Source organism: Actinoplanes sp. NPDC051411, from assembly GCF_040682075.1.
Taxonomy (GTDB): domain Bacteria; phylum Actinomycetota; class Actinomycetes; order Mycobacteriales; family Micromonosporaceae; genus Actinoplanes.
Window position 1 is genome coordinate 1 of sequence record NZ_JBFBAD010000018.1, and the last position, 19806, is coordinate 19806.

The window sequence follows — 19806 nt, forward strand, 5'->3', positions numbered from 1 at the left end:
GGTGACTACCACCTCACCGGCCGTCTCAGATCAGATAAACGGCTTGATGGCCGGCGTCAGATTCGCCGCCGCCGCGCGTCCGAGCAGGGCGTCGGCGGCGGCGAGTCCGTCTGGGCCCAGCTCCAGCGTGAACTCGTTGACATAGAGCTGGATGTGCTGGTCGACGACGTCGGGCTCCATCTCCTGCGCGTTGGCCAGGATGAAGTCGCGGCTCGCGGCCGGGTTGGCCCAGGCCATGCTCACCGAGGTGCGGATCCACTCGGTCGCGGCGGCCGGGTCGACGACGCCCTTCCGGGCCAGGATCGCGCCGAGCGGGATCGGCAGGCCGGTGTCGCCCTCCCACCACTCGCCGAGGTCGGCCAGCGAAACCAGGTTGTAGCGCTGGTAGGTGAAGCGGGCCTCGTGGATGACCAGGCCGGCGTCATAGGTCCCGTCGGCCACACCCGGCATGATCTGGTGGAACGGGACCACTTCGATCTTCTTCGGCTGCTGGTTGGCGGCCCAGAGGCGGAAGAGCAGATAAGCCGTGGTGCGGTCACCGGGGACGGCCACCGTCTTGCCGGTGAGGTCGAGCTTGCCGTCGCGGGCCAGCACGAGCGGGCCGCAGCCACGCCCGAGCGCACCGCCGGTGGGCAGCAGCTCATAGTCGTCCATCAACCAGGGGAGCGCCGCATAGCTCACCTTGACCAGGTCGAACTCGCCCCGCTCGGCCGCCGTGTTGGTCACGTCGACGTCGGCGAAGGTCAGATTGACCTCGGGGGCCGAAGGGATCAGCCCGTGCACAAGGGCGTGGAAGACGAAAGTGTCATTGGGGCACGGGGAGACCGCGAGTGAAAGCGCCACCCACCCACGCTAAACGCGTCGGTGCCCATTAGCGCGTAGCGGCGCCTGTCTGTAATCCCACATCACCCCGGTTATCCACAGGCTGTCCACAAAGCCCCGGAAGCTGTGGACAATGCCGCGAACGCCTCCTTCAGCCGCCACGCCGCACGATCGCGCGGACCGACCGGATTGGAGATCGCGCGCAACTCGGCGAACGGAAGGTCGCCGGCCGCAACGGCCACGCCGAACCCCTCCATCGCCTCGGCGACCGCGGCCGGGAAGCGCTCCCGGAGCCGTTCGGCGGTCGCGGCGGTGCCGGTCACCGTGGCCAGGGTCAGCACGTCGCCGACGACGGCGTCGGGCAGAGCGGCGGCCAGGGCTGCTCGTAATGCGGGGTCGGCCTCGACGCGGCTGCGGCCGAAGCCCAGCTCCTCGATCGGCAGGAAGCCGTCGGGGGACTCGGCGCCCAGGTCAGCGGCGATGCTGCGGGAGCCGATGACGGTCGCGCCGACCGGCGCCCGGCCGGGGAAGCCACCGGCGATGCCGGCGCTGATGACGGCGCGGTAGTGGCCGGTGGCGAGCAGGCGGGCGGTGCTGGCGGCGGCCGCGGCGGGGCCGACACCGACCGGCTCGACGATGACGTGGTCGGGGTCGGCGCCCGCGCGCACGGCTTCGGCCTCGGCGGCGACCGCGGTCACCACGAGCAGGGGATGAACCATCTGGATGCCGTCCTTGGTGCACTGGTCGCGGTTGTCACAGTCGTCGCATCAACCGCAAATGCCACCCGGGGGCCTCCCCCGTTTCGATTCTCGCGGAAAAACGAAGATCGTGGGGGACCCCTGTGGACGACGGAGGCGCCTGTGGATAACTGACCTCAGAAGTCCTCGTCATCGTCGGGCGGGGTGGGGGAGGAGCGTTCGGCCGCCGAGGAGGGGCGATAGACGTGGAAGCCGGGTGGGGCCAGGGCCGGATCGGGCTGGGCCGGCGCTGAATCGGGCTGGGCTGAATCGGGCTGGCCTGGCGTGGACTGGTTTCGTGAGGACCGGCCTGGCGCGGACCCGCCTGGTGCGGACCTGCCTGCCGCGGACCGGGTCGGCGCGGGCTGGGCCGGCGGATCGTCCGGGATCGGAGCGGCCGGGGACGGACCGGAGGTCGGCGGCTCCGGCGCCTTGGCTTTGTCCTTGCGGCGGCCGAACCAGCCCTTGCGGGCCGGCTTGGGGTCGATCAGCGTCGGGTCGAGCGGCCGGTCGGAGCCGCGGCCGGCCGGCGCTGGTGGTGCTGGCGGTCGGTCAGCCCCACGGGCAGGTGGTGGCGGCAGACGGTCGCCTGGTGGCGGAAGGCGGTCGGCTCCTCCGGCGGGCGACGTCGGCAGACGGTCGGCTCCTCCGGCGGGCGACGTCGGCACGCGGTCGGTTGCGCGCGAGGACGACCCCGGCCTGCGGTCGGCACGGTCGGCTCCTCGGCCGGGTGGGGGCGGTGGGAGGTCGGAGAGCGGCGCGGTGCGGGGGAGCGGCGTGTTGGGCCGGGAGCGTGCGGGCACGGTTGGTGCCTCGGGCCACGGGTCGGTCGGGGCGGCCCGGCGCCGCTCGGCGGTCGATGGCTCGGCCGACGAGCCGGTGGTGGTGCCGGCGGCTGATCCGGCCGCGGCCGGGACGGGTTCGCGGTCGGGGTCGGTGGGCTCGACGATTTCGTGGGAGCGGCCGCTCAGGCGTTCGTTGTGGAGGCGGGCGGCGACGATCCCCGCGCGTACGGTGGCGGCGACCGCGAGGAGCGCGCCCAGCGCGACCCCGACCCGGCCGGGCAGCGGGATGATGCCGATCGCGCCGCCGGCCACCCAGGCGATCATGAGGACCGTCTCGGAGTGGGCGAAGGCGCTCGCGCGCAGGCGTTCGGGGATGCGTTCCTGGATGCTCGCGTCGATGGCCAGCTTGGCGATGCCGCTGAAGATCGAGGCGATCAGGGCGAACAGCGCGACCATGAGCAGGCTGTAGAAGACGGCGGCCAGCACGGCCACGGCGGCGGTGACGGCCAGGCCGGCCGCCTGCAGGGCGAGCGGGCGGCGGATGCGCAGGCGGGTGCCGACCGCGGTGGACAGGAACGTGCCGATCGCGAGCGCGCCGCCGACCACGCCGACCGCCGCCTTGTGGCCGATGTCGGCGCCGAAGACGTGGGTGTCGATTTGGCCGCCGACCACGACGAAGGTGAGGAAGAGCAGGAGGAAGCCGTAGAGCAGGCGCAGGCTGGCGCTGCCGATCAGGCTGGCCACGATCAGCTTGCCGGAGAGCGGGCGGTCGGCGCCGCGGCCCAGGCGCAGCATCATGCGCCAGGGCTGGGGGACCGCCTCGGGCGGGTCGGAGTCGGCGCGCGGGGGCAGGCGCAGCGCGACGACCATGCCGACGATGAAGATGATCGAGGACACGCGCAGCGGCCACTGGGGACCGAACTTGAACGCGAGCAGGCCGATCGGGGCGACGACCGCGCCCGCGAAGGTGCCGTAGACGCTGGCCCGGGCGCCGACCTGGGACAGGCCGACCCCTTCCGGGAGGAGCCGGGGCACGGCGGCGGAGCGGGCCACGCCGTACGCCCGGGAAAGCGCGAGCACCCCGAAAGCCGCCGGATAGAGTCCCCAGCCGAACAGGTGATCGGAGATCACATAGGCCAGAAACGCCCGGCCGAGCATGGTGACCGCGAGCGCATAGCGCCGGCCGTGGCGGAAATGGTCGAGCAGCGGGCCGACCACCGGGGCCAGCAGCGCGAACGGCACCATGGTGATGAGCAGGTAGAGCGCGACCTTGCCGCGCGCCTCGCCGAGCGGCACGTTGAAGAAGATCGTGCCCGCGAGTCCGATCGCGATCAGCGCGTCGCCGGCACAGGAGACCGCGTGCAGGTCGAAGAGCCGGATCATGCCGATCTCGTTGGCGGCGCCCCGGGCGCGCGCCGAGCCGACCCGGCGGGTCGCCCACGCGCCGGAGCGCACCGAACCCCGCACCAGCATGCGCACGGCCTTGACCGCGGTGCCGACGGTGCGTCCGATCGAAGGAAGCAGCGGCATGGGAACCATCCTGACTGATCGAGGCGACCCGCGTCGCGTCCCGGGGGCCGTTATCTGGGGGAGTCGGTGCGGACAGGCCGTGCGAGTAGGGGACAATGGATACGTGACGACCAGGACCACCTCACGCGCCGCCCGTCTCGACCAGGTTTGTGCTGATGCGGTGGGGATCGCACGTGGTGCGATCACCGAAGTCGATCCGGCTGACATCGGCGAGCACCTCGAAGCGGTCGCCGAGGGCGACCGTGTCGTGACCCACTTCTTCGAGAGCCACCTGGCGGGTTACCGCGGCTGGCGCTGGGCGGTCACCGTGACCCGGGTGCCCCGCAGCCGCCACGTGACGATCTGCGAGACCGTGCTGCTGCCCGGCCCCGACGCGCTGCTCGCCCCCGGCTGGGTGCCGTGGAACGAGCGCTTGCAGCCCGGCGACCTGGGCGTCGGCGACCTCATGCCGACCGCGCCCGACGACGATCGGCTCGCCCAGGGCTATGTGCTCAGCGACGACCCGGCGGTCGAGGAGGTCAGCTGGGAGCTCGGCCTGGGCCGGTCACGGGTGATGTCGCGCGAGGGCCGCATCGAGACCGCCCAGAGGTGGTACGACGGCGATTCCGGCCCCGAGGCGCCGATCTCCACCGCCGCCCCGCGCAACGCCCGCTGCGGCACCTGCGGGTTCTATCTTCCGCTGGCCGGCTCGATGCGGTCGATGTTCGGCGTCTGTGGCAACCTCTACGCCCCGGACGACAGCCGGGCGGTCAGCGCCGACCACGGCTGCGGCGCGCACTCCGAGGCGATGCTGGGCAGCTCCGAGCAGCCGGTCGACGAGTTGCCGACGGTTTACGACGACAGCGAGGTCGAGTCGGTCGCGGTCAGCCGCGGCCACGGCTCGGTCGAGTCGGACGAGCCGGCCGAGGACTACGGCCACAGCTAAGAGGTGACGCGGAACTCCGGGTGGGTCAGCGCGCGGCGCTGGCGACGGTGACGGTCGTGCACGATCATCGTGATCAGGCCCGGGATGCCGAGGAAGAACCCGGCGATGCAGATGTCGAGCCATCGGTCGGGTCCGTGTGCGAGCCACACCACAAGCGTCGCCACCGCGAAGCCGGCCATGCCCCCGACGGCGAACGGGACCATCGGCGGGTCGAGCGGCTCCACGCGCGGCTTGCGCTGCTCAGTCACGCGGTCAGACTAAACGATCACCGCTCGCAGGCTCTAAAATGCCAGCCGGTGACTGCGGTCATACGCAAATTCAATGTCGTTAGCCTAGCTCATTAGCTAGGCTAAGTATCGTGATGGAGCGGCTGGTGTCGGAGCCCAGAACGGCAGACGATCTGGCCAAGACGCTGCGCGAGGCCATTCAGCGCCTCAACCGGCGGGTTCGGCAGGCGCGCCCGGTCGGTGATCTCACCTTCGGTCAACTCTCCGCCCTGACCAGCATCCTGCTGGCCGGTGCGCTGACCCCGCGGGAGCTCGCCGATCTCGAACGGGTCCAACCACCGACGATGACCAAGATCGTCGGAAAGCTGGAGGACCGCGGGCTGGTGATTCGCACTCCGCACCCGACCGATGGGCGGCAGGTCATCCTGGCGCCGACCGAAGAGGGGCGGGCGATCTACGCCCAGTTCGAGTTGGCGCGTAACGCCTGGCTGTCCGAGCATCTGGAACAGTTGGGACCCGAAGATCGGGACGTGCTGTTCCGGGCGGCCGAGATCATGCAGCAGGTCGCCCGGGCCTGACGGCTCACGGCCGGCGCGCTTCGTCACGCGACGATGACGCGTACGACCGAACGGAGGCCCGCGTGCGGGCAGTGCTGAACACCACATTCCGATCCCTGAGAGTCCGCAACTACCGGCTGTTCTCCCTCGGCCAGCTGGTGAAGCTGATCGGTGTGTGGATGATGTTCACCGCACAGGACTGGCTGGTGCTGGATCTCTCGCACAACTCGCCGGGCGCCCTGGGCGGCGTCTCCGCCCTCCAGTTCACTCCCGTGCTGCTGCTCACCCTGTGGGGCGGCAAGCTGGCCGACCGGTACGACAAGCGGTTCCTGCTGATCGCCGCCAACGCCGTCTTCGCCGTCACCGCGGTCGTCTTCGCGGTGCTGGTCGCCAGCGGCGTGGTCGAACTTTGGCACGTCTTCCTCTTCGCCGCCCTGCTCGGCGTGGCCAACGCGATCGAGACCCCGGTACGCCAGTCCTTCGTCTCCGAACTGGTCGAGTTGCCGCTGCTGCCGAACGCCCTGGCACTCTCCGCGGCGACCTTCAACACCGCCCGGATCGGCGGCCCGGCCCTGGCCGGCGTCGCGCTGGCGATCTTCCACACCGGCCCGGTCTTCCTGATCGCGACCGCGCTCGCGATCGCGCCGGTCTTCAGCTACATCGCGATGCGCCCGGCCGACCTCTACCGCGGCGACCGCCCGGCCAACAAGGACACCCGCATCCTGGACGGCCTCCAGTACGTCTGGAAGCGCCACGACCTGCTGCTGCCGATCGCGGTGATGGCGGTCATCGGCATGATCGGCTTCAACTTCCCGGTCACGCTGGCCTCGCTGGCGAAGATCAACTTCCACGCGGGCCCGTCGTCGTTCGGGCTCCTCACCACCTGCCTCGCCACCGGCTCGCTCGGCGGGGCGCTGGTCGGGAGCCTGCGGCGGGCGCGCCCGGGGGTGTACGTCGTCCTGCTCTCCGGCATCGCGTTCAGCATCCTCGAGTTCATCGTCGGATTCGCGCCGTCGTTCGTGGCCGCGGCCCTGCTGCTGGTGCCGACCGGGTTCTTCTCGATCTTCCTGGCCCAGGCCGCCAACCACCGGGTGCAGATGGGCGTCCGCCCCGAGTACCGGGGCCGGGTGATGTCCCTCTACGTGCTGGTCTTCCTCGGCACGACGCCGATCGGGGCGTCACTGGCCGGCTGGTGGGGAGAGCGGTTCGGTGTGCCGTCGAGCATCTGGGGAGCCGGACTGGTCTGTCTGGTCGCGGCGGTCGCGGCGCTGGTGTGGCAGTTGCGTACGAGTGGGGACCGGCTGCGGGTGCGGTTCTCTCCGCGGCCGCACCTCGAGGTGCGGCCGGTGGTATCCATCGACGCTCTTGACTCAACCCCGGCCGTGGCCGACCCGCTGGAAGACCTGACCCCGTCCAAAGTCTGAAGACTGACACCTAGCGGACTGCCGGGTCGCTGTCGATCACCCGGGAGAGGTATGCCGAGGTAGATTGGCAGATCGAGTCGGCCGAACGGGTATTCCGGTCACTTGAACCCGGGGCATAGCGTCGATTCCGTGGGTCTGACGCAAGCTGCGATGTGGGGGGCGGCGGCCGTGGCGCTGCTCGCTCTCCCGTGCGCTCTGATCGCTTTGCGCGGCGCCGACGAGGCCTTCCTGCGCCGCCGCGAGTGGGCCCGCCGGCCGCTGGAGGAGACGCAGGCCCTCCACGAACTCGACCGGGCCATGCAGCAGTGCGGCGACCGGCTCGACGACGCTCCCGCCCAGACGATCGACGACATCGCCCGCGAGCTGCGCCGCCTCGACCGGCAGCGCCGCGGCGGCCCGACCCTCGAGTCGGAGCGGTGGCTGGAGGCCGTGCTGCGGGCCTACGACGACGGGCTCTGCCGGGCCTGCCGATGTGTCGGCGTGCCTGAGCATCTGAAGCCGCTCAAGGGCATGGACCGCGACATCGAGCGGGTGCGGGTCGAGGGCGCTTTGCAGCGCGCAGGCGTGCCGCTCCGATAAAAGTCAGGCCGCCTCGATAGAAGTCAGGAAGACTCGCGAGCCGCCGGGCCGCCGCCGAACAACACATCGTCCCAGCTCGGCAGCCGCTTGCGCGGCTTGGTCTCGTCGGCCTCGCCCGGCTGATTTTGCCCGACGGTGCGCCGCGGCCGCAGGACCGCCAGCGACGGCACGGCCGGCACCTCCTTGGGCAGGTCGGCGTCGTCGTCGAAGGCCGAACCGGAACCCCCGCCGAGCAGCGCCGCGGCGCCACCGGCGACCGGGCGCCGGTTTTCGGACGGGCCGGAGTCAAGGCCGCGGCCGGCGGTCTGGCCCAGCCCGGGACTGCTCAGCGGGCGGTCGAGTGAGGCGAGCAGGGCGTCACGGCCGGACCGGATCGGATCACGGACCGAGCGCGGCGCCGACGTCGTCTCGGCCGCCGGCAGCCCGTGGCCACCACGAGCGGACTCGTTGCCGCGGGCCGGGCCGGGCAGGCCGTGGCCGCGGTCGGCGCCGAAGCCCCGGTCGCCACCGAAGCCACGCTCGGGCACCGGGTCCTGGCCAAGAATCTGGGTCGGACGCTCGGCGCAGAGATATTGCGCCATGTCGTCGTGCGGCGAGACGACCTGGCGGCCCTTGTCGAGATCCCAGATCGCCTGGGCGGTCGCCTTGCCGGACGGCCAGGTGGCGACGATGCGCCACGTGCCGTCCTCGCGGCGGAACGCGTCCCACGAGATCTTCTCGGCGTCGATGCCGTGCTGGGCCAGGCGGCCGTCGACCACCTCGGCCAGCGGCGCGCCGGAGTCCGACGTCTTGAGGCGGGTGCGGCGGGCGTGCTGGGCGAGCATGGCCCGCTCCTGCAGCACCGGGCCGGCATAGCGCAGCACGCGGTCGACCGGGACACCGGCGACGCGGGCGACGTCTTCGGCCGACTCGCCGGAGCGGATGCGGGCCTGGATGTCACGCGGCGACAGCGACGGGATCACGTCGGGCGCCATCGTGGCCAGCGAACCACCGGAGTGCGGGGGATGCGTCTCCTGAGTGAGCGCGCCGTTGATCCGGTCGTCGAGAGGAAGTGCCAGAAGGCGACCCACCTCGTCGGCGAGCACCAGAGCCTGACCGTCCTCGGAGAGGGCGACGAAGCGTACCGGCCGCATGCGTTGCCTCCGTCCCGTCGCGTTGGCCTGTGCTCCCGAGAGTCAGCCACCCGGGCGCGTTTCGGAACACGCTACGCGTCCCGATCACCCAATGGAGGTAGGCGCGCCGTCTATTAATTCACTGAGCAGCCAAGATGATCTTAAAACCTCAGAACCCCAAGACGTACGCCGCGTGAAGCGCCCCAACCGCAAGCGGCGCGCGCCCGGCGTCGTCGACGCGACGAACTGCCGGGCCCGGGCCGTAGCGCGCCTCTCGCGGTGGTGGTCGGCGACTCAGAGCCGCTCGGCGACGTAGTCGACGCACTCGGTCAGGGCCGTCACGTCGGCCGGGTCGACGGTCGGGTAGAGCGCCACCCGCAGCTGATTACGCCCCAGCTTGCGGTAGGGCTCGGTGTCCACGACGCCGTTGGCCCGCAGCACCTTGGCCACCGCGGCCGCGTCGACGCTCTCGGCGAAGTCGATCGTCGCGACCGCGTTGGACCGCAGTGCCGGATCGGTCACGAACGGGGTGGCATAGGAGCTGCGGTCGGCCCAGCCGTAGATCGCGGCCGCGCTCTCCGCCGACCGCTTGGCCGCCCAGGCCAGGCCGCCCTGCGCGTTCATCCAGTCGACCTGCTCGGCGGCGAGGAAGACGGTGGCCAGCGCCGGCGTGTTGTATGTCTGCTCGAGCCGGGACTGCTCGATGGCCGTGACCAGGTCGAGGAACTGCGGGATGTAGCGCCCGGTCGCCTTGATCTCGAACGCCCGCTCGATCGCGGCCGGCGACATGAGCGCCAGCCAGATGCCGCCGTCCGAGCCCAGCGCCTTCTGCGGGGCCAGGTAATAGACGTCGGTCTCGCGCAGGTCGACCTCGAGGCTGCCACCGCCCGAGGTCGCGTCGGTCAGCAGCAGCGAGCCCTCGTCGGCCCCGGCCACCCGGCGCACCGGGACGGCCACGCCGGTCGAGGTCTCGTTGTGGACCGACGCGTACGTGTCGACGCCGGCCTCGGCGGTCAGGAACGCCGCCTGGCCGCCCGGTGCCTTGTGCACGGTCGGGTCGCTGAGGAACGGCGCGTCCTTGGCGGCCTTGGCGAACTTCGCCCCGAACTCGCCGAACTCGGCGAACTGGGCCCGGTCGCGGATCAGCCCGAACGTGGCGACCTCCCAGAACGCGCTGGTGCCGCCGTTGGCCAGGATCACCTCATAGCCGTCCGGGAGGGTGAAGAACGTGGCCAGGCCGCGGCGCAGGCGGGCGACCTGATCCTTGACCGTGCGCTGTCGGTGCGAGGTGCCCATGAACGTCCGTGACACCGCGGACAGCGCCTCGACGCCCTCGGGGCGGACCTTGCTCGGCCCGGAGCCGAACCGTCCATCGACCGGTTTGATTTCGTCGGGAATCCGGATGTCAGTCACAGCGACCCATTATGGGCGAGACCGTTCCAGCCATCCACGTCCTGCGGCTTGCGGGAGTTGGGTCCCACATAGCGGGCGCTCGGGCGCACGATGCGGCCCAGACGCTTCTGCTCGAGGATGTGCGCGCTCCAGCCGGCGACCCGGGCGCAGGTGAACATCGAGGTGAACATGTGGGCCGGCACCTCGGCGAAGTCGAGCACGACCGCCGACCAGAACTCCACGTTGGTGGCGAGCACGCGGTCGGGCTTGCGGGCCTGCAGCTCGGCCAGCGCGGCCCGCTCCAGCGCCTCGGCGACCTCGAACCGGGGCGCGCCCAGATCGCGGGCGGTGCGCCGGAGCACACGGGCCCGCGGGTCCTCGGCGCGGTAGACCCGGTGGCCGAAGCCCATCAGCCGCTCGCCGCGGTCGAGGACACCCCGGACGTAGCCCTCCGCGTCGCCGCTGCGCTCGACCGCCTCGATCATGTGCAGCACCCGCGACGGCGCCCCGCCGTGCAGCGGGCCGGAGAGCGCGCCGATGCCGGACGAGATGCAGGCCGCCACGTCGGCGCCGGTCGAGGCGACGACCCGGGCGGTGAAGGTGGACGCGTTCATGCCGTGCTCGGCGGCCGAGATGAAGTAGGCGTCGACGGCCTTGACGTGCCGCGGGTCGGGATCGCCCCGCCACCGCCGCATGAACCGCTCGACGATCGTCCCGGCCTTGTCGATGTCCTTCTGGGGCACCGCCGGCAGCCCGAGCCCGCGGGCCGCCTGGGCGATGAACGACAGCGCGGTCACCGAGACCCGGGCCAGGTCGCGGCGCGTCTGCGCGTCGTCGATGTCGAGAAGCTGGGACAGGCCCCAGTAGGGCGCCAGCATGGCGACCGCCGACTGCACGTCGACCCGGATGTCGCCCGAGTGCACCGGCACCGGGAACGGCTCGGCGGGCGGCAGCCCGGTGCCGAACCGGCCGTCGACCAGCAGGCCCCAGACGTCGCCGAAGGAGACCTGGCCGATCAGGTCCTCGATGTCGACGCCCCGGTAGCGCAGCGAGCCACCGGCCTTGTCGGGTTCCGCGATCTCGGTCTCGAACGCGATCACGCCCTCGAGGCCCGGCTTGAAATCGGTCACGACGCTCCCTGCTGCGGCTAAATCCGATAAGTGTTTCATCTTCCCCGTCGGGTACCGGGTGGTCGAGGTCGCACGGTGTGCTCTCCGCGACACCCATCCTGACCGACCTGACGGACGGACCGGGGCGACTTACGGTGATGTCGAGAGTCAGCTAGGAGCGTGGTGAGTCTGCAACCCCCCTCACCCGCAGGGATGCGCCGCGATTATGCGCGGCAGGAGGCCCTGCTCGAGACCGATCTGGCCGCCGACTGGACAGCCCAGTTCGCGGTCTGGTTCGCCGACGCGGCGGCCTTCGGCCTGCCGGAACCCAATGCCATGGTGGTGGCGACGGCCGACCCTTCCGGTCGCCCTTCCGCGCGTACGGTCCTGCTCAAGGAGTACGACGCGCGCGGATTCGCCTTCTACACCAACTACGAGTCGCGCAAGGGCGGCGAGCTTGCCGCCAACGCGTACGCGAGCCTGGTTTTTCCCTGGTTTCCCATGCAGCGTCAGGTGCTGGTGGGCGGGCCGGTCGAGCGGGTGACCCGGGCCGAGACCGAGGCTTATTTCGCTTCCCGGCCGCGCGGCTCCCAGCTCGGCGCCTGGGCCAGCCCGCAGTCGCGGGTGCTGCCCGACCGGGCGGCGGTCGAGGCCGGCCTGGCCGCGGCGGTCGAGCGGTTCGGCGACGGGCCGGTTCCGGCGCCGCCGCACTGGGGTGGTTTCCGGGTGCTCCCGGAGACCGTGGAGTTCTGGCAGGGCCGCGGCAACCGGCTGCACGACCGGCTGCGCTACCGGCGCACCGAGGAACGGGGCTGGATCGTGGAGAGGCTGGCCCCTTGAGCCAGGAGTCCGTCGAATCGACCGAGAAGGTCGTCGAGGAACACGCGCAGCACAAATCCGCTCTGATGGACATCCGGCCGTTGAAGGTCACGGCGTACCGCCGGCTGTGGCTCGGCAACGGCGTCTCGTACTTCGGCTTCCAGTTCACCTCGGTCGCCGTGCCGGTGCAGATGTTCGCCATCACGCGCTCGTCGGCCTGGGTCGGCCTGATCGGCATCGCCGGCCTGGTCCCGCTGCTGATCTTCGGGCTGTGGGGCGGCGCCGCGGCCGACGTGGTCGACCGGCGCAAGCTGCTGCTCGCCAGCTCGACCCTGGCCTGGCTGTCGACCGTCGGCCTGCTGATCCAGGCGCTGGTCGGCGCACACAGCGGCTATCTCCTGCTCGGCCTCACCGCGGTGCAGTCGGCCGGCTTCGCGGTCAGCTCGCCGGCCCGCCAGGCGATCATCCCGCGCATCGTGCCCGCGTCCCTGGTGCCGTCGGCCAACACGCTCAGCTATACGACCACGACCGCGGGCGGGGTGCTCGGACCCCTGGCCGCCGGGCTGATCTTCGGCGTCTGGTCGACCAACTCCGGCGTCACCACGGCCTACCTGGTCGACGCCGCGCTGTTCACGGTCTCGTTCTGGGCGACCTGGAAGCTGCCGCCGATCCCGCCGGTCGAGCACGTGGCGGGCATGAAACGGCCGACGGCCGGTCTGAGCGGCGTCATCGGGGGCCTGAAGTTCCTGGTCACCCAGCCGGTGCTGCTGCTCTCCTTCGGGGTCGACATCATCGCCATGGTCTTCGCGATGCCCCGGGCGCTCTTCCCCGAGGTGGCGGCCGACCGGTTCCACAGCAGCTCGGCGGTCGGCCTGCTGTTCAGCGCGATCGCGATCGGCTCGGTGATCGGCGGCATCTTCTCGGGCTGGATCGGCCGGGTGAAGCGGCAGGGCGTCGCCCTGGTCGGCGCGGTGGTCGGCTGGGGCATCGCGATCGCGTTCAGCGGTTTCGCCCACCAGCTGTGGCTGGCGATGCTGCTGCTCGCGGTCGGTGGCGCGGCCGACCTGGTCAGCGCCGTCTACCGGCAGTCGATCCTGCAGGTCTTCGCGCCCGACCAGCTCCGCGGCCGCCTCCAGGGCGTGTTCACGGTCGTGGTCGCCGGCGGTCCCCGGCTCGGCGATCTGCGGGCCGGCGCCACGGCGTCCTTCACCGGCCCGACCGCGTCCTGGGCCGGGGGCGGCTTCGTCGCCGCCGGCCTGGCCGTCGTGCTGGCCGCGGTGTTCCCGGCCCTGATCCGCTACCGGCCCCCGGCGGCCGACAGGTGAGACCTTCCCTACGCCCGGCTCGCGGCCCCGGTCGAACCGATAATGTCCACCTCATGACGAGCGTGGTAGCCGCGAAATCCGGAACGCAGTGGTCGATCGAGGCGGACGGCCATCGCGCCGTCGTCGTGGAGGTCGGTGGCGCGCTGCGCCACTACTCGGTCGGCGACACCGAGGTCCTCGACGGGTTCTCGGCCGAGGAGCTGTCGCCGGCGTCGGCCGGGCAGATCCTGGCGCCCTGGCCCAACCGGATCCGCGACGGGCACTACGTGTTCGACGGCCAGACCTATCAGCTGCCGCTGACCGAGCCGGCCCGGCACAACGCGATCCACGGCCTGGTCAACTGGGCCCGGTGGAGCGCGGTCGAGCAGTCGGCCGACGCGGTGACCCTCGAGGTCGAGGTGCCGGCCCAGGTCGGTTACCCGTGGTGGCTGCGGCTGCGCACCCGCTGGTCGGTCTCGGCCGACGGTCTGCGCTGCGACCAGGAGGTCGTCAACAACAGCGGCACCACCGCCCCCTGGGGTTACTCGGTCCACCCCTACCTGCAGCTTCCCGGCGTCTCGGTCGACGACACGTTGCTGCACGTGCCCGGCCAGACCCGCATCGTGGCCGACGCCCGGCTGCTGCCGATCGGCGCGGTCAAGGTCGCCGGCACCGACTACGACTACACCGAGCCCCGGCGCATCGGCATCCAGATCCTCGACACCACCTTCGGCGAGATCGAGCACGGCGCCGACGGCATCACCGAGGTGAGCATCGCCGACCCCGGTTCGGCCGCCAAGGTCACGGTCTGGGCCGACGACAAGTTCAAGTACTGGCAGGTCTTCTCCGGCGACACCCTGCACGGCGAGCGGTTCCGCCGGTCGGTCGCGATCGAGCCGATGACCTGCCCGCCCGACGCGTTCCGCACCGGCCGCGACCTGATCACCCTCCAGCCGGGCGAGACCTGGACCGCCTCCTGGGGAATCCGGCCCTGATGGAGTTCGACGAGGTAGTACGGCGCCGCCGGATGATCCGGCGCTACGACCCGGACCGCCCGGTCGCCCCCGAGCTGGTCGACAAGATCGTCAACCACGGACTCCGGGCGCCGTCGGCCGGTTTCGCCCAGGGCTGGAGCTTCCTGGTCCTCACCGAGCAGGCCGACCGCGACCTCTACTGGGCCGTCACCACCGGGGGCAAGGCCGAGGAGGACTGGCGCGGGGAGTGGCTGGAGCGCATCCGCACCGCGCCGCTGGTCGTGGTCTGTCTCTCCAACAAGTCGGTCTACCTGGATCGATACGCCCAGCCCGACAAGGGCTGGACCGATCGGGACGAAGCCCGCTGGCCCGTGCCTTACTGGGACATCGACACCGGCTTCGCCGCGCTGTTGATGCACCTGACCGCGGTCAACGAGGGGCTCGGGTCGTGCTTCATCGGGCTGCCGCCGGTGACGATCCCCGATTTCAAGGAGGCGTTCGGCGTACCGGAGGAATTTTCGCCGATTGGCGTTCTGACCGTGGGGTATCGAGCGGACGACAAGAGGTCACCGTCACTGAAGCGCGGGCATCGCCCGGTGGACGATGTGGTGCATCATGGCCGATGGGTCGCATCGGGATCACCGTCGCCGACCGATGAGGGGTGACCGGAGCAAGACTAGGCTGGCACCCGCAGGCAGCGGGACCGATCTGGGAGGGGGCAGCCGCCGTGATCTTCAAAGCGGTCCGAGACGGAGCCCCATATCCTGATCACAACACCACGCTGAAGGCGTGGGCCGAGATCCCGCCCCGGCCGATCCGCCTGGCCGACCTGATCACCACGAAGCGTGAGCTCGCCCTCGACAAGCTGCTGGCCGAGGATTCGACCTTCTACGGCGACCTCTTCCCGCACGTCGTGGAATATCAGGGCGCGCTCTATCTCGAAGACGGCCTGCACCGCGCGCTGCGGGCCGCGCTTCAGCAGCGCAATCAGATCCACGCCCGGGTTCTGCTCGTGGAGGGCTAGACATGGTGACCTCCCCGCTTGACGTGATCGACTTCGACACGCTGCTCTCCGACGAGGAGCGCGACATCCGCGCGCTCACCCGCCGGGTCGCCGACGACCGGGTCCGCCCGTTCGTCGCTACGTGGTACGAGGAGGGTCAGGTCCCGGTCCGCGATCTGGCGTTGGAATTCGGCAAGCTCGGCCTGCTCGGCATGCACCTGGAGGGTTACGGCTGCGCCGGGGCGTCCGCGGTCGCCTATGGCCTGGCCTGTCACGAGCTCGAGGCGGCCGACTCCGGCGTCCGCTCGCTGGTCAGCGTCCAGGGCTCACTCGCGATGTACGCGATCTGGAAGTACGGCTCCGAGGAGCAGAAACAGCGCTGGCTGCCCGGCATGGCGGCCGGCGAGCTGATCGGCTGTTTCGGCCTGACCGAGCCCGACCACGGCTCCGACCCGGCCAACATGTCGACCCGGGCCCGTCGCGACGGCGGCGACTGGGTGCTCAACGGCGGCAAGATGTGGATCACCAACGCGCCGGTCGCCGACGTCGCGGTGATCTGGGCTCTCAGTGAGGACGGCGTGGTCGGCTTCGCCGTGCCGACCGACACCCCGGGCTTCCAGGCCCGCGAGATCAAGCACAAGATGTCGCTCCGCGCGTCGAGCACCGGCGAGATCAGCCTCGACGACGTGCGCCTGCCCGCTTCGGCGCGGCTTCCGGGCGCGGCCGGGCTCAAGGCGCCGCTCTCGTGCCTCACCGAGGCCCGGTTCGGCATCATCTGGGGCGCGATGGGCGCGGCGCGCGACTGCCTCGACACGGCCATTGCGTACGCGACCACGCGTGAGCAGTTCGACCGCCCGATCGCCGGCTTCCAGCTCACCCAGGCCAAGCTCGCCGACATGGCCCTCGAACTGCAGAAGGGCATGCTGCTGGCGCTCCACCTGGGCCGGTTGCGCGACACCGCGGGCGCGCTGCGGCCCGAGCAGGTCAGCGTGGGCAAGCTCAACAACGTGCGCGAGGCCATCGCGATCGCCCGCACCTGCCGCACGATCCTCGGCGGCAACGGCATCAGCGGCGAATACCCGGTCATGCGGCATGCGAACAACCTCGAGAGCGTCCTCACGTACGAGGGAACATCCGAGATCCATCAGCTGGTGATCGGCCAGAAATTGACAGGTTTGAACGCTTTCGCCGGCTGACAAGTCGAAATTGTCGTACCCGTCTTCTACCTTTGAGTCATGGCTAACTCACCGGATGTCGAGGAACCGACCAGGGAGTACCCGGTCCCCGACGAGGCCGCCGGTCCCGCCGTTCCTCCCCCCGCCACCCCGCCCTCGTCCACCTCGGACGACACGACCGCCGACTCGCCGAGCCGCCCCAGCGGTTTCGCCCGTCTGCTGATCTTCACGGCGTTCGTCTTCGCGCTGATCGTGGCCGCCTGCCTGGGGCTGCGCGCGGTGCACGTGTTGCCGAGCTTCAGCAACCCGTTCGCCGCCAAGACGACCGACCGCAGCCAGCCGGTGCTGCTGCAGTCGATGCGCGACCTGAGCCGCTACGTGGCCGCCGACGGCACGTTCCAGGTCATCGTCGATCTGCAGTCGGACAAGAACAACATCCCCGACTTCCTGATCAATGACCGCACCCTGTTCGTCGGGTCCGGCACGGTCGAGGAGTACGTCGACTTCGGCTCCCTGAGCACCAACGCGCTGAAGATCGACGACACCAGGAAGTCGGTGACGATCACGCTGCCCCCGCCGCAGCAGTCCACGGCCGCCCTCGACATGGACAAGAGCTACGTCGTGGCCGAACAGAGGGGCCTGCTCAACCGGATCGGCGACGCCTTCAAAAACGATCCCAACAAGCAGCAGAAGGTCTACCAGCTGGCCCAGCAGCGCATCACCGACGCCGCCAAGGGCAGTGGTCTCGACCAGCGGGCCCAGGCCAACACCCAGAAGATGCTGGAGAGTCTCTTCGCCCGCCTGGGCTTCACCTCGGTCTCGGTGACCTTCACCAACCCATAGCCCCATGTCTGCCCACCGGAGCCCGACGACGTCGGGCTCCGGCCCAATTCGGTCGCGCCGCGAGCCGCCGGGTCGTAGCTTGCGGGGCATGGACGCCTTCGAATCGCTCATGGCCGAAGTGATGGCCTCCGCCGACCGCTTCGGACACCGAGAACACCTGCACCTGGCCTGGCTGGCCGTCCGCCGCCACGGCCCGTCCGCCGCCACCGACCTGATCGGCGACGGCATTCGCCGCACGGCCCGCTACGCCGGCGCCCCGCAGAAATACCACGCCACCATGACCGGCGCCTGGACCCGGCTGGTCGCCCACCACGTCCCCGGCGGCCCGGACGACTTCGCCGCCTTCCTCGGCCGCTTCCCCCGGCTCCTGGACAAACGTCTGCTCACCGGTCACTACTCCAGCGCTCGCCTCGCCTCCGCCGAGGCCCGTCAAACATGGCTCGACCCGGACGTGGCCCCGCTGCCGGCCGCGTAAGGCCGGACCGCGTAGGGCCCGACCCCGTGATCGGCCCGACCGCGCGCGTCTGGGCCGATCACGGATGTGTCGCAGCTCGGTGTTCCGGCGTTCCGTCCGGCCGGTCGGTGCGATCGACGGCGACGCCGCGAGCCTGCGCAGGCGCCCGGCGGGCGTCCTCGCGCGGAAAACGTTCCGGCGCGGTGTCCGATCGGTCTTCCACTGCTCGTAGGAAGGATGGAAGCGACCGCAAGTGATCAAACGGCGCGAGGAGCAGACATGACCGAGTACCTCATCGCCTTCAACCACGAGTGGGTGCCTGAGCTCACGGACGATGATCTCCGGACGGCGTCCGAGGCTGTCGGCGCGCTCAGGACCGAGATGAAGGAGGCCGGCGTCTTCGTCTTCCTCGGTGGCCTGCGGGAGGAAGCCCCGGTATTCAGCGTCGATGCGTCGAGCGGCACGCCCTTGTTCACCGACGGCCCTTACATCGAGTCCAAGGAGCACCTCGGCGGTTTCACCGTGGTCGATGTGGCCGACGAGGAGGCAGCCCGGCAGTGGGCGGGAAAGATCGCGATGGCCTGCGGCTGGCCTCAGGAGGTGCGGCCGTTTCAGTAGGCCTCATCCAACCGGGTCAATGCCGGAAGAGGCGACGCCCGGTCTGGATCAGCTCGACGCCCCGGCGGCGGCACTCGGCGGCGATCTCGGCCGAGCGGGTCGATCCGCCCGGCTCGGCGATCGAGGAGACGCCGTGCCGCCGGGCCTCGGCCACGTTGTCGGCGAACGGCAGCGCGCCGTCCGACACGAACGCGACCCCGTCGAGGCGGGCCAGCCAGGAGGCCGGGTCGGGGACCGCGGCGGCCGCTGCCAGCTGCGCGTTCACCCGGTCGTGGAGGCGGTCCGGCGAAGGCGTCGGCACTGACGGGTGCCGCCGCAGCCACCAGGTGTCGACCTTCGCACCGGCCAGCGCCGTGCAGTCGATCCGGGACTGCTGGCCGGCCCCTACGCCGAGGGCCATCCCGTCCCTTACGTAGACCACCGAGTTCGACTGGGTGTAGCGGGTGATCACCGCCCCGAGGAGCAGGTCGCCCGAGAGCGCCGGAAGGCCGGCGTCGACGGGCTGCGTGAGGCGCAGGCCGTAGACCTCGCGTACCTCGACCGGCGGCGGGGTGAAGGACGGGTTGGCTTCGAGGATCAGGAAGCGGCCGCTCTTCTTGGCGGCCAGGGCGGCCACGACGCCGGGTTCGAAGCCCGGCGCGATGATGCCGTCCGAGACGACGCCGCGGAGGAAGTCGGCCAGTTCGAGGTCGACCGGGTGGGAGACGGCGACGAAATCGCCGTAGGAGCTTTTCGGGTCGGCGTCTCGGGCGCGCGCGTAGGCGCCGGTCAGGGCGCCGACGCCGGAGGGGCTGAGGCGGTAGGCGGCGGCCATTGCCGGGTCGATCGGCCCGGCCACGGCCGCGCCGGCCGGGGAGACGTGCTTGAACGATGCCGCCGCGGGACGATCAAAGGCCAGGGCGGCCTCGTGGACCAGCTGCCAGCCGCCGATGGCGTCCAGCAGATTGACGTACGAGGGAAGCCCGCTGATCACCCGCAAGGGTGCCGTCCCGGCCTCGACCGGTTCCCAGGTCGCGGGGGTTTGATGAGGGTTCATGCCGTAGCGAAGTCGCATAGTGCCTCCTGGTGAGGAGGCGCCCAGGCGGTCGGCACCCGAAAATCCGGTTCGGGCCGTTCCCCGGTGGTGCTCCACCCTCGCCAGTCGCGACCCGATTCGACCCTACTCGCTGGGCATCAGCGCCCAGAGGATCAGGTAGATGATGAACTGGGGGCCGGGGAGCAGGCACGACACCACGAAGATCAGGCGCATCACGCCGGAGGAGACGCCGAAGCGGCGGGCCAGGCCGGAGCAGACGCCGCCGATCCAGCGGTCGTTGCGGGGTCGGTAGAGGCGGGTCACGGTCACCACTCCTTCGGGCTGGGCCGTGGCGGGCGCCGCGACCTGATTCGACGGTATGGGCGCCCGGCCGGTCTTCCC

General features: G+C 70.9%; 22 protein-coding genes and 1 riboswitch. Of the genes, 13 read left to right on the plus strand and 9 right to left on the minus strand.

Going from position 1 to position 19806, the window contains the following annotated elements; translation table 11 throughout:
- Positions 1–30: 30 nt before the first annotated feature.
- The 3 genes from AB0M88_RS12550 to AB0M88_RS12560 form a co-directional block, all read right to left on the minus strand.
- Entirely contained in the window at positions 31–843 is an 813-nt protein-coding gene (locus AB0M88_RS12550) for a 1,4-dihydroxy-6-naphthoate synthase (protein WP_364099724.1), read from the minus strand.
- A gap of 71 nt (positions 844–914) precedes the next feature.
- Complete coding sequence (locus AB0M88_RS12555; RefSeq protein WP_364099727.1) at positions 915–1541, minus strand: futalosine hydrolase; 627 nt, start codon at positions 1539–1541, stop codon at positions 915–917.
- A 155-nt stretch (positions 1542–1696) separates the two neighbouring features.
- Positions 1697–3874: an MFS transporter gene (locus AB0M88_RS12560; protein WP_364099730.1), complete on the minus strand. Its 2178-nt coding sequence runs from the start codon at positions 3872–3874 to the stop codon at positions 1697–1699.
- Between the two features lie 103 nt (positions 3875–3977).
- Here AB0M88_RS12560 and AB0M88_RS12565 point away from each other — a divergent pair, with 103 nt between their 5' ends.
- Positions 3978–4799, plus strand: a complete 822-nt coding sequence (locus AB0M88_RS12565; RefSeq protein WP_364099733.1) for a DUF3027 domain-containing protein — start codon at positions 3978–3980, stop codon at positions 4797–4799.
- Here AB0M88_RS12565 and AB0M88_RS12570 read toward each other — a convergent pair.
- Positions 4796–5047 carry a DUF2530 domain-containing protein gene (locus tag AB0M88_RS12570; protein WP_364099736.1) on the minus strand — a complete coding sequence of 84 codons (252 nt, stop codon included), beginning with the start codon at positions 5045–5047 and terminating at the stop codon, positions 4796–4798. The genes AB0M88_RS12565 and AB0M88_RS12570 overlap by 4 nt on opposite strands.
- A 113-nt stretch (positions 5048–5160) precedes the next feature.
- Between AB0M88_RS12570 and AB0M88_RS12575 the strand changes: the two genes are divergently transcribed.
- The 3 genes from AB0M88_RS12575 to AB0M88_RS12585 all read left to right on the plus strand — a co-directional run bounded on the left by AB0M88_RS12575 (position 5161) and on the right by AB0M88_RS12585 (position 7586).
- On the plus strand, positions 5161–5604 hold the full coding sequence (locus AB0M88_RS12575; RefSeq protein WP_364099995.1) for a MarR family transcriptional regulator: 444 nt from the start codon (positions 5161–5163) through the stop codon (positions 5602–5604).
- Positions 5605–5666: 62 nt separating this feature from the next.
- A complete protein-coding gene (locus tag AB0M88_RS12580; RefSeq protein ID WP_364099739.1) occupies positions 5667–7007 on the plus strand; it encodes an MFS transporter in 1341 nt (446 codons plus the stop codon).
- A 129-nt stretch (positions 7008–7136) separates the two neighbouring features.
- Positions 7137–7586 (plus strand): hypothetical protein, encoded by a 450-nt coding sequence (locus tag AB0M88_RS12585; protein ID WP_364099742.1) that lies wholly within the window; start codon positions 7137–7139, stop codon positions 7584–7586.
- 23 nt (positions 7587–7609) lie between these two features.
- Here AB0M88_RS12585 and sepH read toward each other — a convergent pair whose 3' ends face one another.
- The 3 genes from sepH to AB0M88_RS12600 all read right to left on the minus strand — a co-directional run bounded on the left by sepH (position 7610) and on the right by AB0M88_RS12600 (position 11220).
- Complete coding sequence (gene sepH, locus AB0M88_RS12590) at positions 7610–8719, minus strand: septation protein SepH (protein ID WP_364099745.1); 1110 nt, start codon at positions 8717–8719, stop codon at positions 7610–7612.
- Positions 8720–8992: 273 nt separating this feature from the next.
- Complete coding sequence (gene serC / locus AB0M88_RS12595; RefSeq protein WP_364099748.1) at positions 8993–10111, minus strand: phosphoserine transaminase; 1119 nt, start codon at positions 10109–10111, stop codon at positions 8993–8995.
- Positions 10108–11220 carry a citrate synthase 2 gene (locus tag AB0M88_RS12600; protein ID WP_364099750.1) on the minus strand — a complete coding sequence of 371 codons (1113 nt, stop codon included), beginning with the start codon at positions 11218–11220 and terminating at the stop codon, positions 10108–10110. The genes serC and AB0M88_RS12600 overlap by 4 nt, the downstream gene beginning before the upstream one ends.
- 162 nt (positions 11221–11382) lie before the next feature.
- Between AB0M88_RS12600 and pdxH the strand changes: the two genes are divergently transcribed.
- The 9 genes from pdxH to AB0M88_RS12645 all read left to right on the plus strand — a co-directional run bounded on the left by pdxH (position 11383) and on the right by AB0M88_RS12645 (position 18389).
- Positions 11383–12039 (plus strand): pyridoxamine 5'-phosphate oxidase, encoded by a 657-nt coding sequence (pdxH, locus tag AB0M88_RS12605; protein ID WP_364099753.1) that lies wholly within the window; start codon positions 11383–11385, stop codon positions 12037–12039.
- A 65-nt stretch (positions 12040–12104) separates the two neighbouring features.
- Positions 12105–13343 (plus strand): MFS transporter, encoded by a 1239-nt coding sequence (locus tag AB0M88_RS12610; protein WP_364099998.1) that lies wholly within the window; start codon positions 12105–12107, stop codon positions 13341–13343.
- 53 nt (positions 13344–13396) lie between these two features.
- Positions 13397–14317, plus strand: coding sequence for an aldose 1-epimerase family protein (locus AB0M88_RS12615; protein WP_364099756.1), 921 nt, complete (start codon positions 13397–13399; stop codon positions 14315–14317).
- On the plus strand, positions 14317–14961 hold the full coding sequence (locus AB0M88_RS12620; RefSeq protein WP_364099759.1) for a nitroreductase family protein: 645 nt from the start codon (positions 14317–14319) through the stop codon (positions 14959–14961). The genes AB0M88_RS12615 and AB0M88_RS12620 overlap by 1 nt, the downstream gene beginning before the upstream one ends.
- 62 nt (positions 14962–15023) lie before the next feature.
- Positions 15024–15320, plus strand: coding sequence for a type II toxin-antitoxin system VapB family antitoxin (locus AB0M88_RS12625; RefSeq protein ID WP_364099762.1), 297 nt, complete (start codon positions 15024–15026; stop codon positions 15318–15320).
- Between the two features lie 2 nt (positions 15321–15322).
- Entirely contained in the window at positions 15323–16495 is a 1173-nt protein-coding gene (locus tag AB0M88_RS12630) for an acyl-CoA dehydrogenase family protein (protein WP_364099765.1), read from the plus strand.
- A 39-nt stretch (positions 16496–16534) separates the two neighbouring features.
- Positions 16535–17317 carry a DUF4230 domain-containing protein gene (locus AB0M88_RS12635; protein ID WP_364099768.1) on the plus strand — a complete coding sequence of 261 codons (783 nt, stop codon included), beginning with the start codon at positions 16535–16537 and terminating at the stop codon, positions 17315–17317.
- Positions 17318–17405: 88 nt separating this feature from the next.
- A complete protein-coding gene (locus AB0M88_RS12640; protein WP_364099771.1) occupies positions 17406–17792 on the plus strand; it encodes a hypothetical protein in 387 nt (128 codons plus the stop codon).
- A gap of 258 nt (positions 17793–18050) precedes the next feature.
- Positions 18051–18389: a YciI family protein gene (locus AB0M88_RS12645; protein WP_364099773.1), complete on the plus strand. Its 339-nt coding sequence runs from the start codon at positions 18051–18053 to the stop codon at positions 18387–18389.
- 16 nt (positions 18390–18405) lie between these two features.
- Here AB0M88_RS12645 and AB0M88_RS12650 read toward each other — a convergent pair whose 3' ends face one another.
- Both AB0M88_RS12650 and AB0M88_RS12655 read right to left on the minus strand, forming a co-directional pair.
- Entirely contained in the window at positions 18406–19443 is a 1038-nt protein-coding gene (locus tag AB0M88_RS12650; RefSeq protein WP_364099776.1) for a phosphoribosylaminoimidazolecarboxamide formyltransferase, read from the minus strand.
- Positions 19444–19457: 14 nt separating this feature from the next.
- Positions 19458–19544, minus strand: a riboswitch (ZMP/ZTP riboswitch).
- Between the two features lie 4 nt (positions 19545–19548).
- On the minus strand, positions 19549–19737 hold the full coding sequence (locus tag AB0M88_RS12655; protein WP_364099779.1) for a PspC domain-containing protein: 189 nt from the start codon (positions 19735–19737) through the stop codon (positions 19549–19551).
- Between the last annotated feature and the right edge of the window lie 69 nt (positions 19738–19806).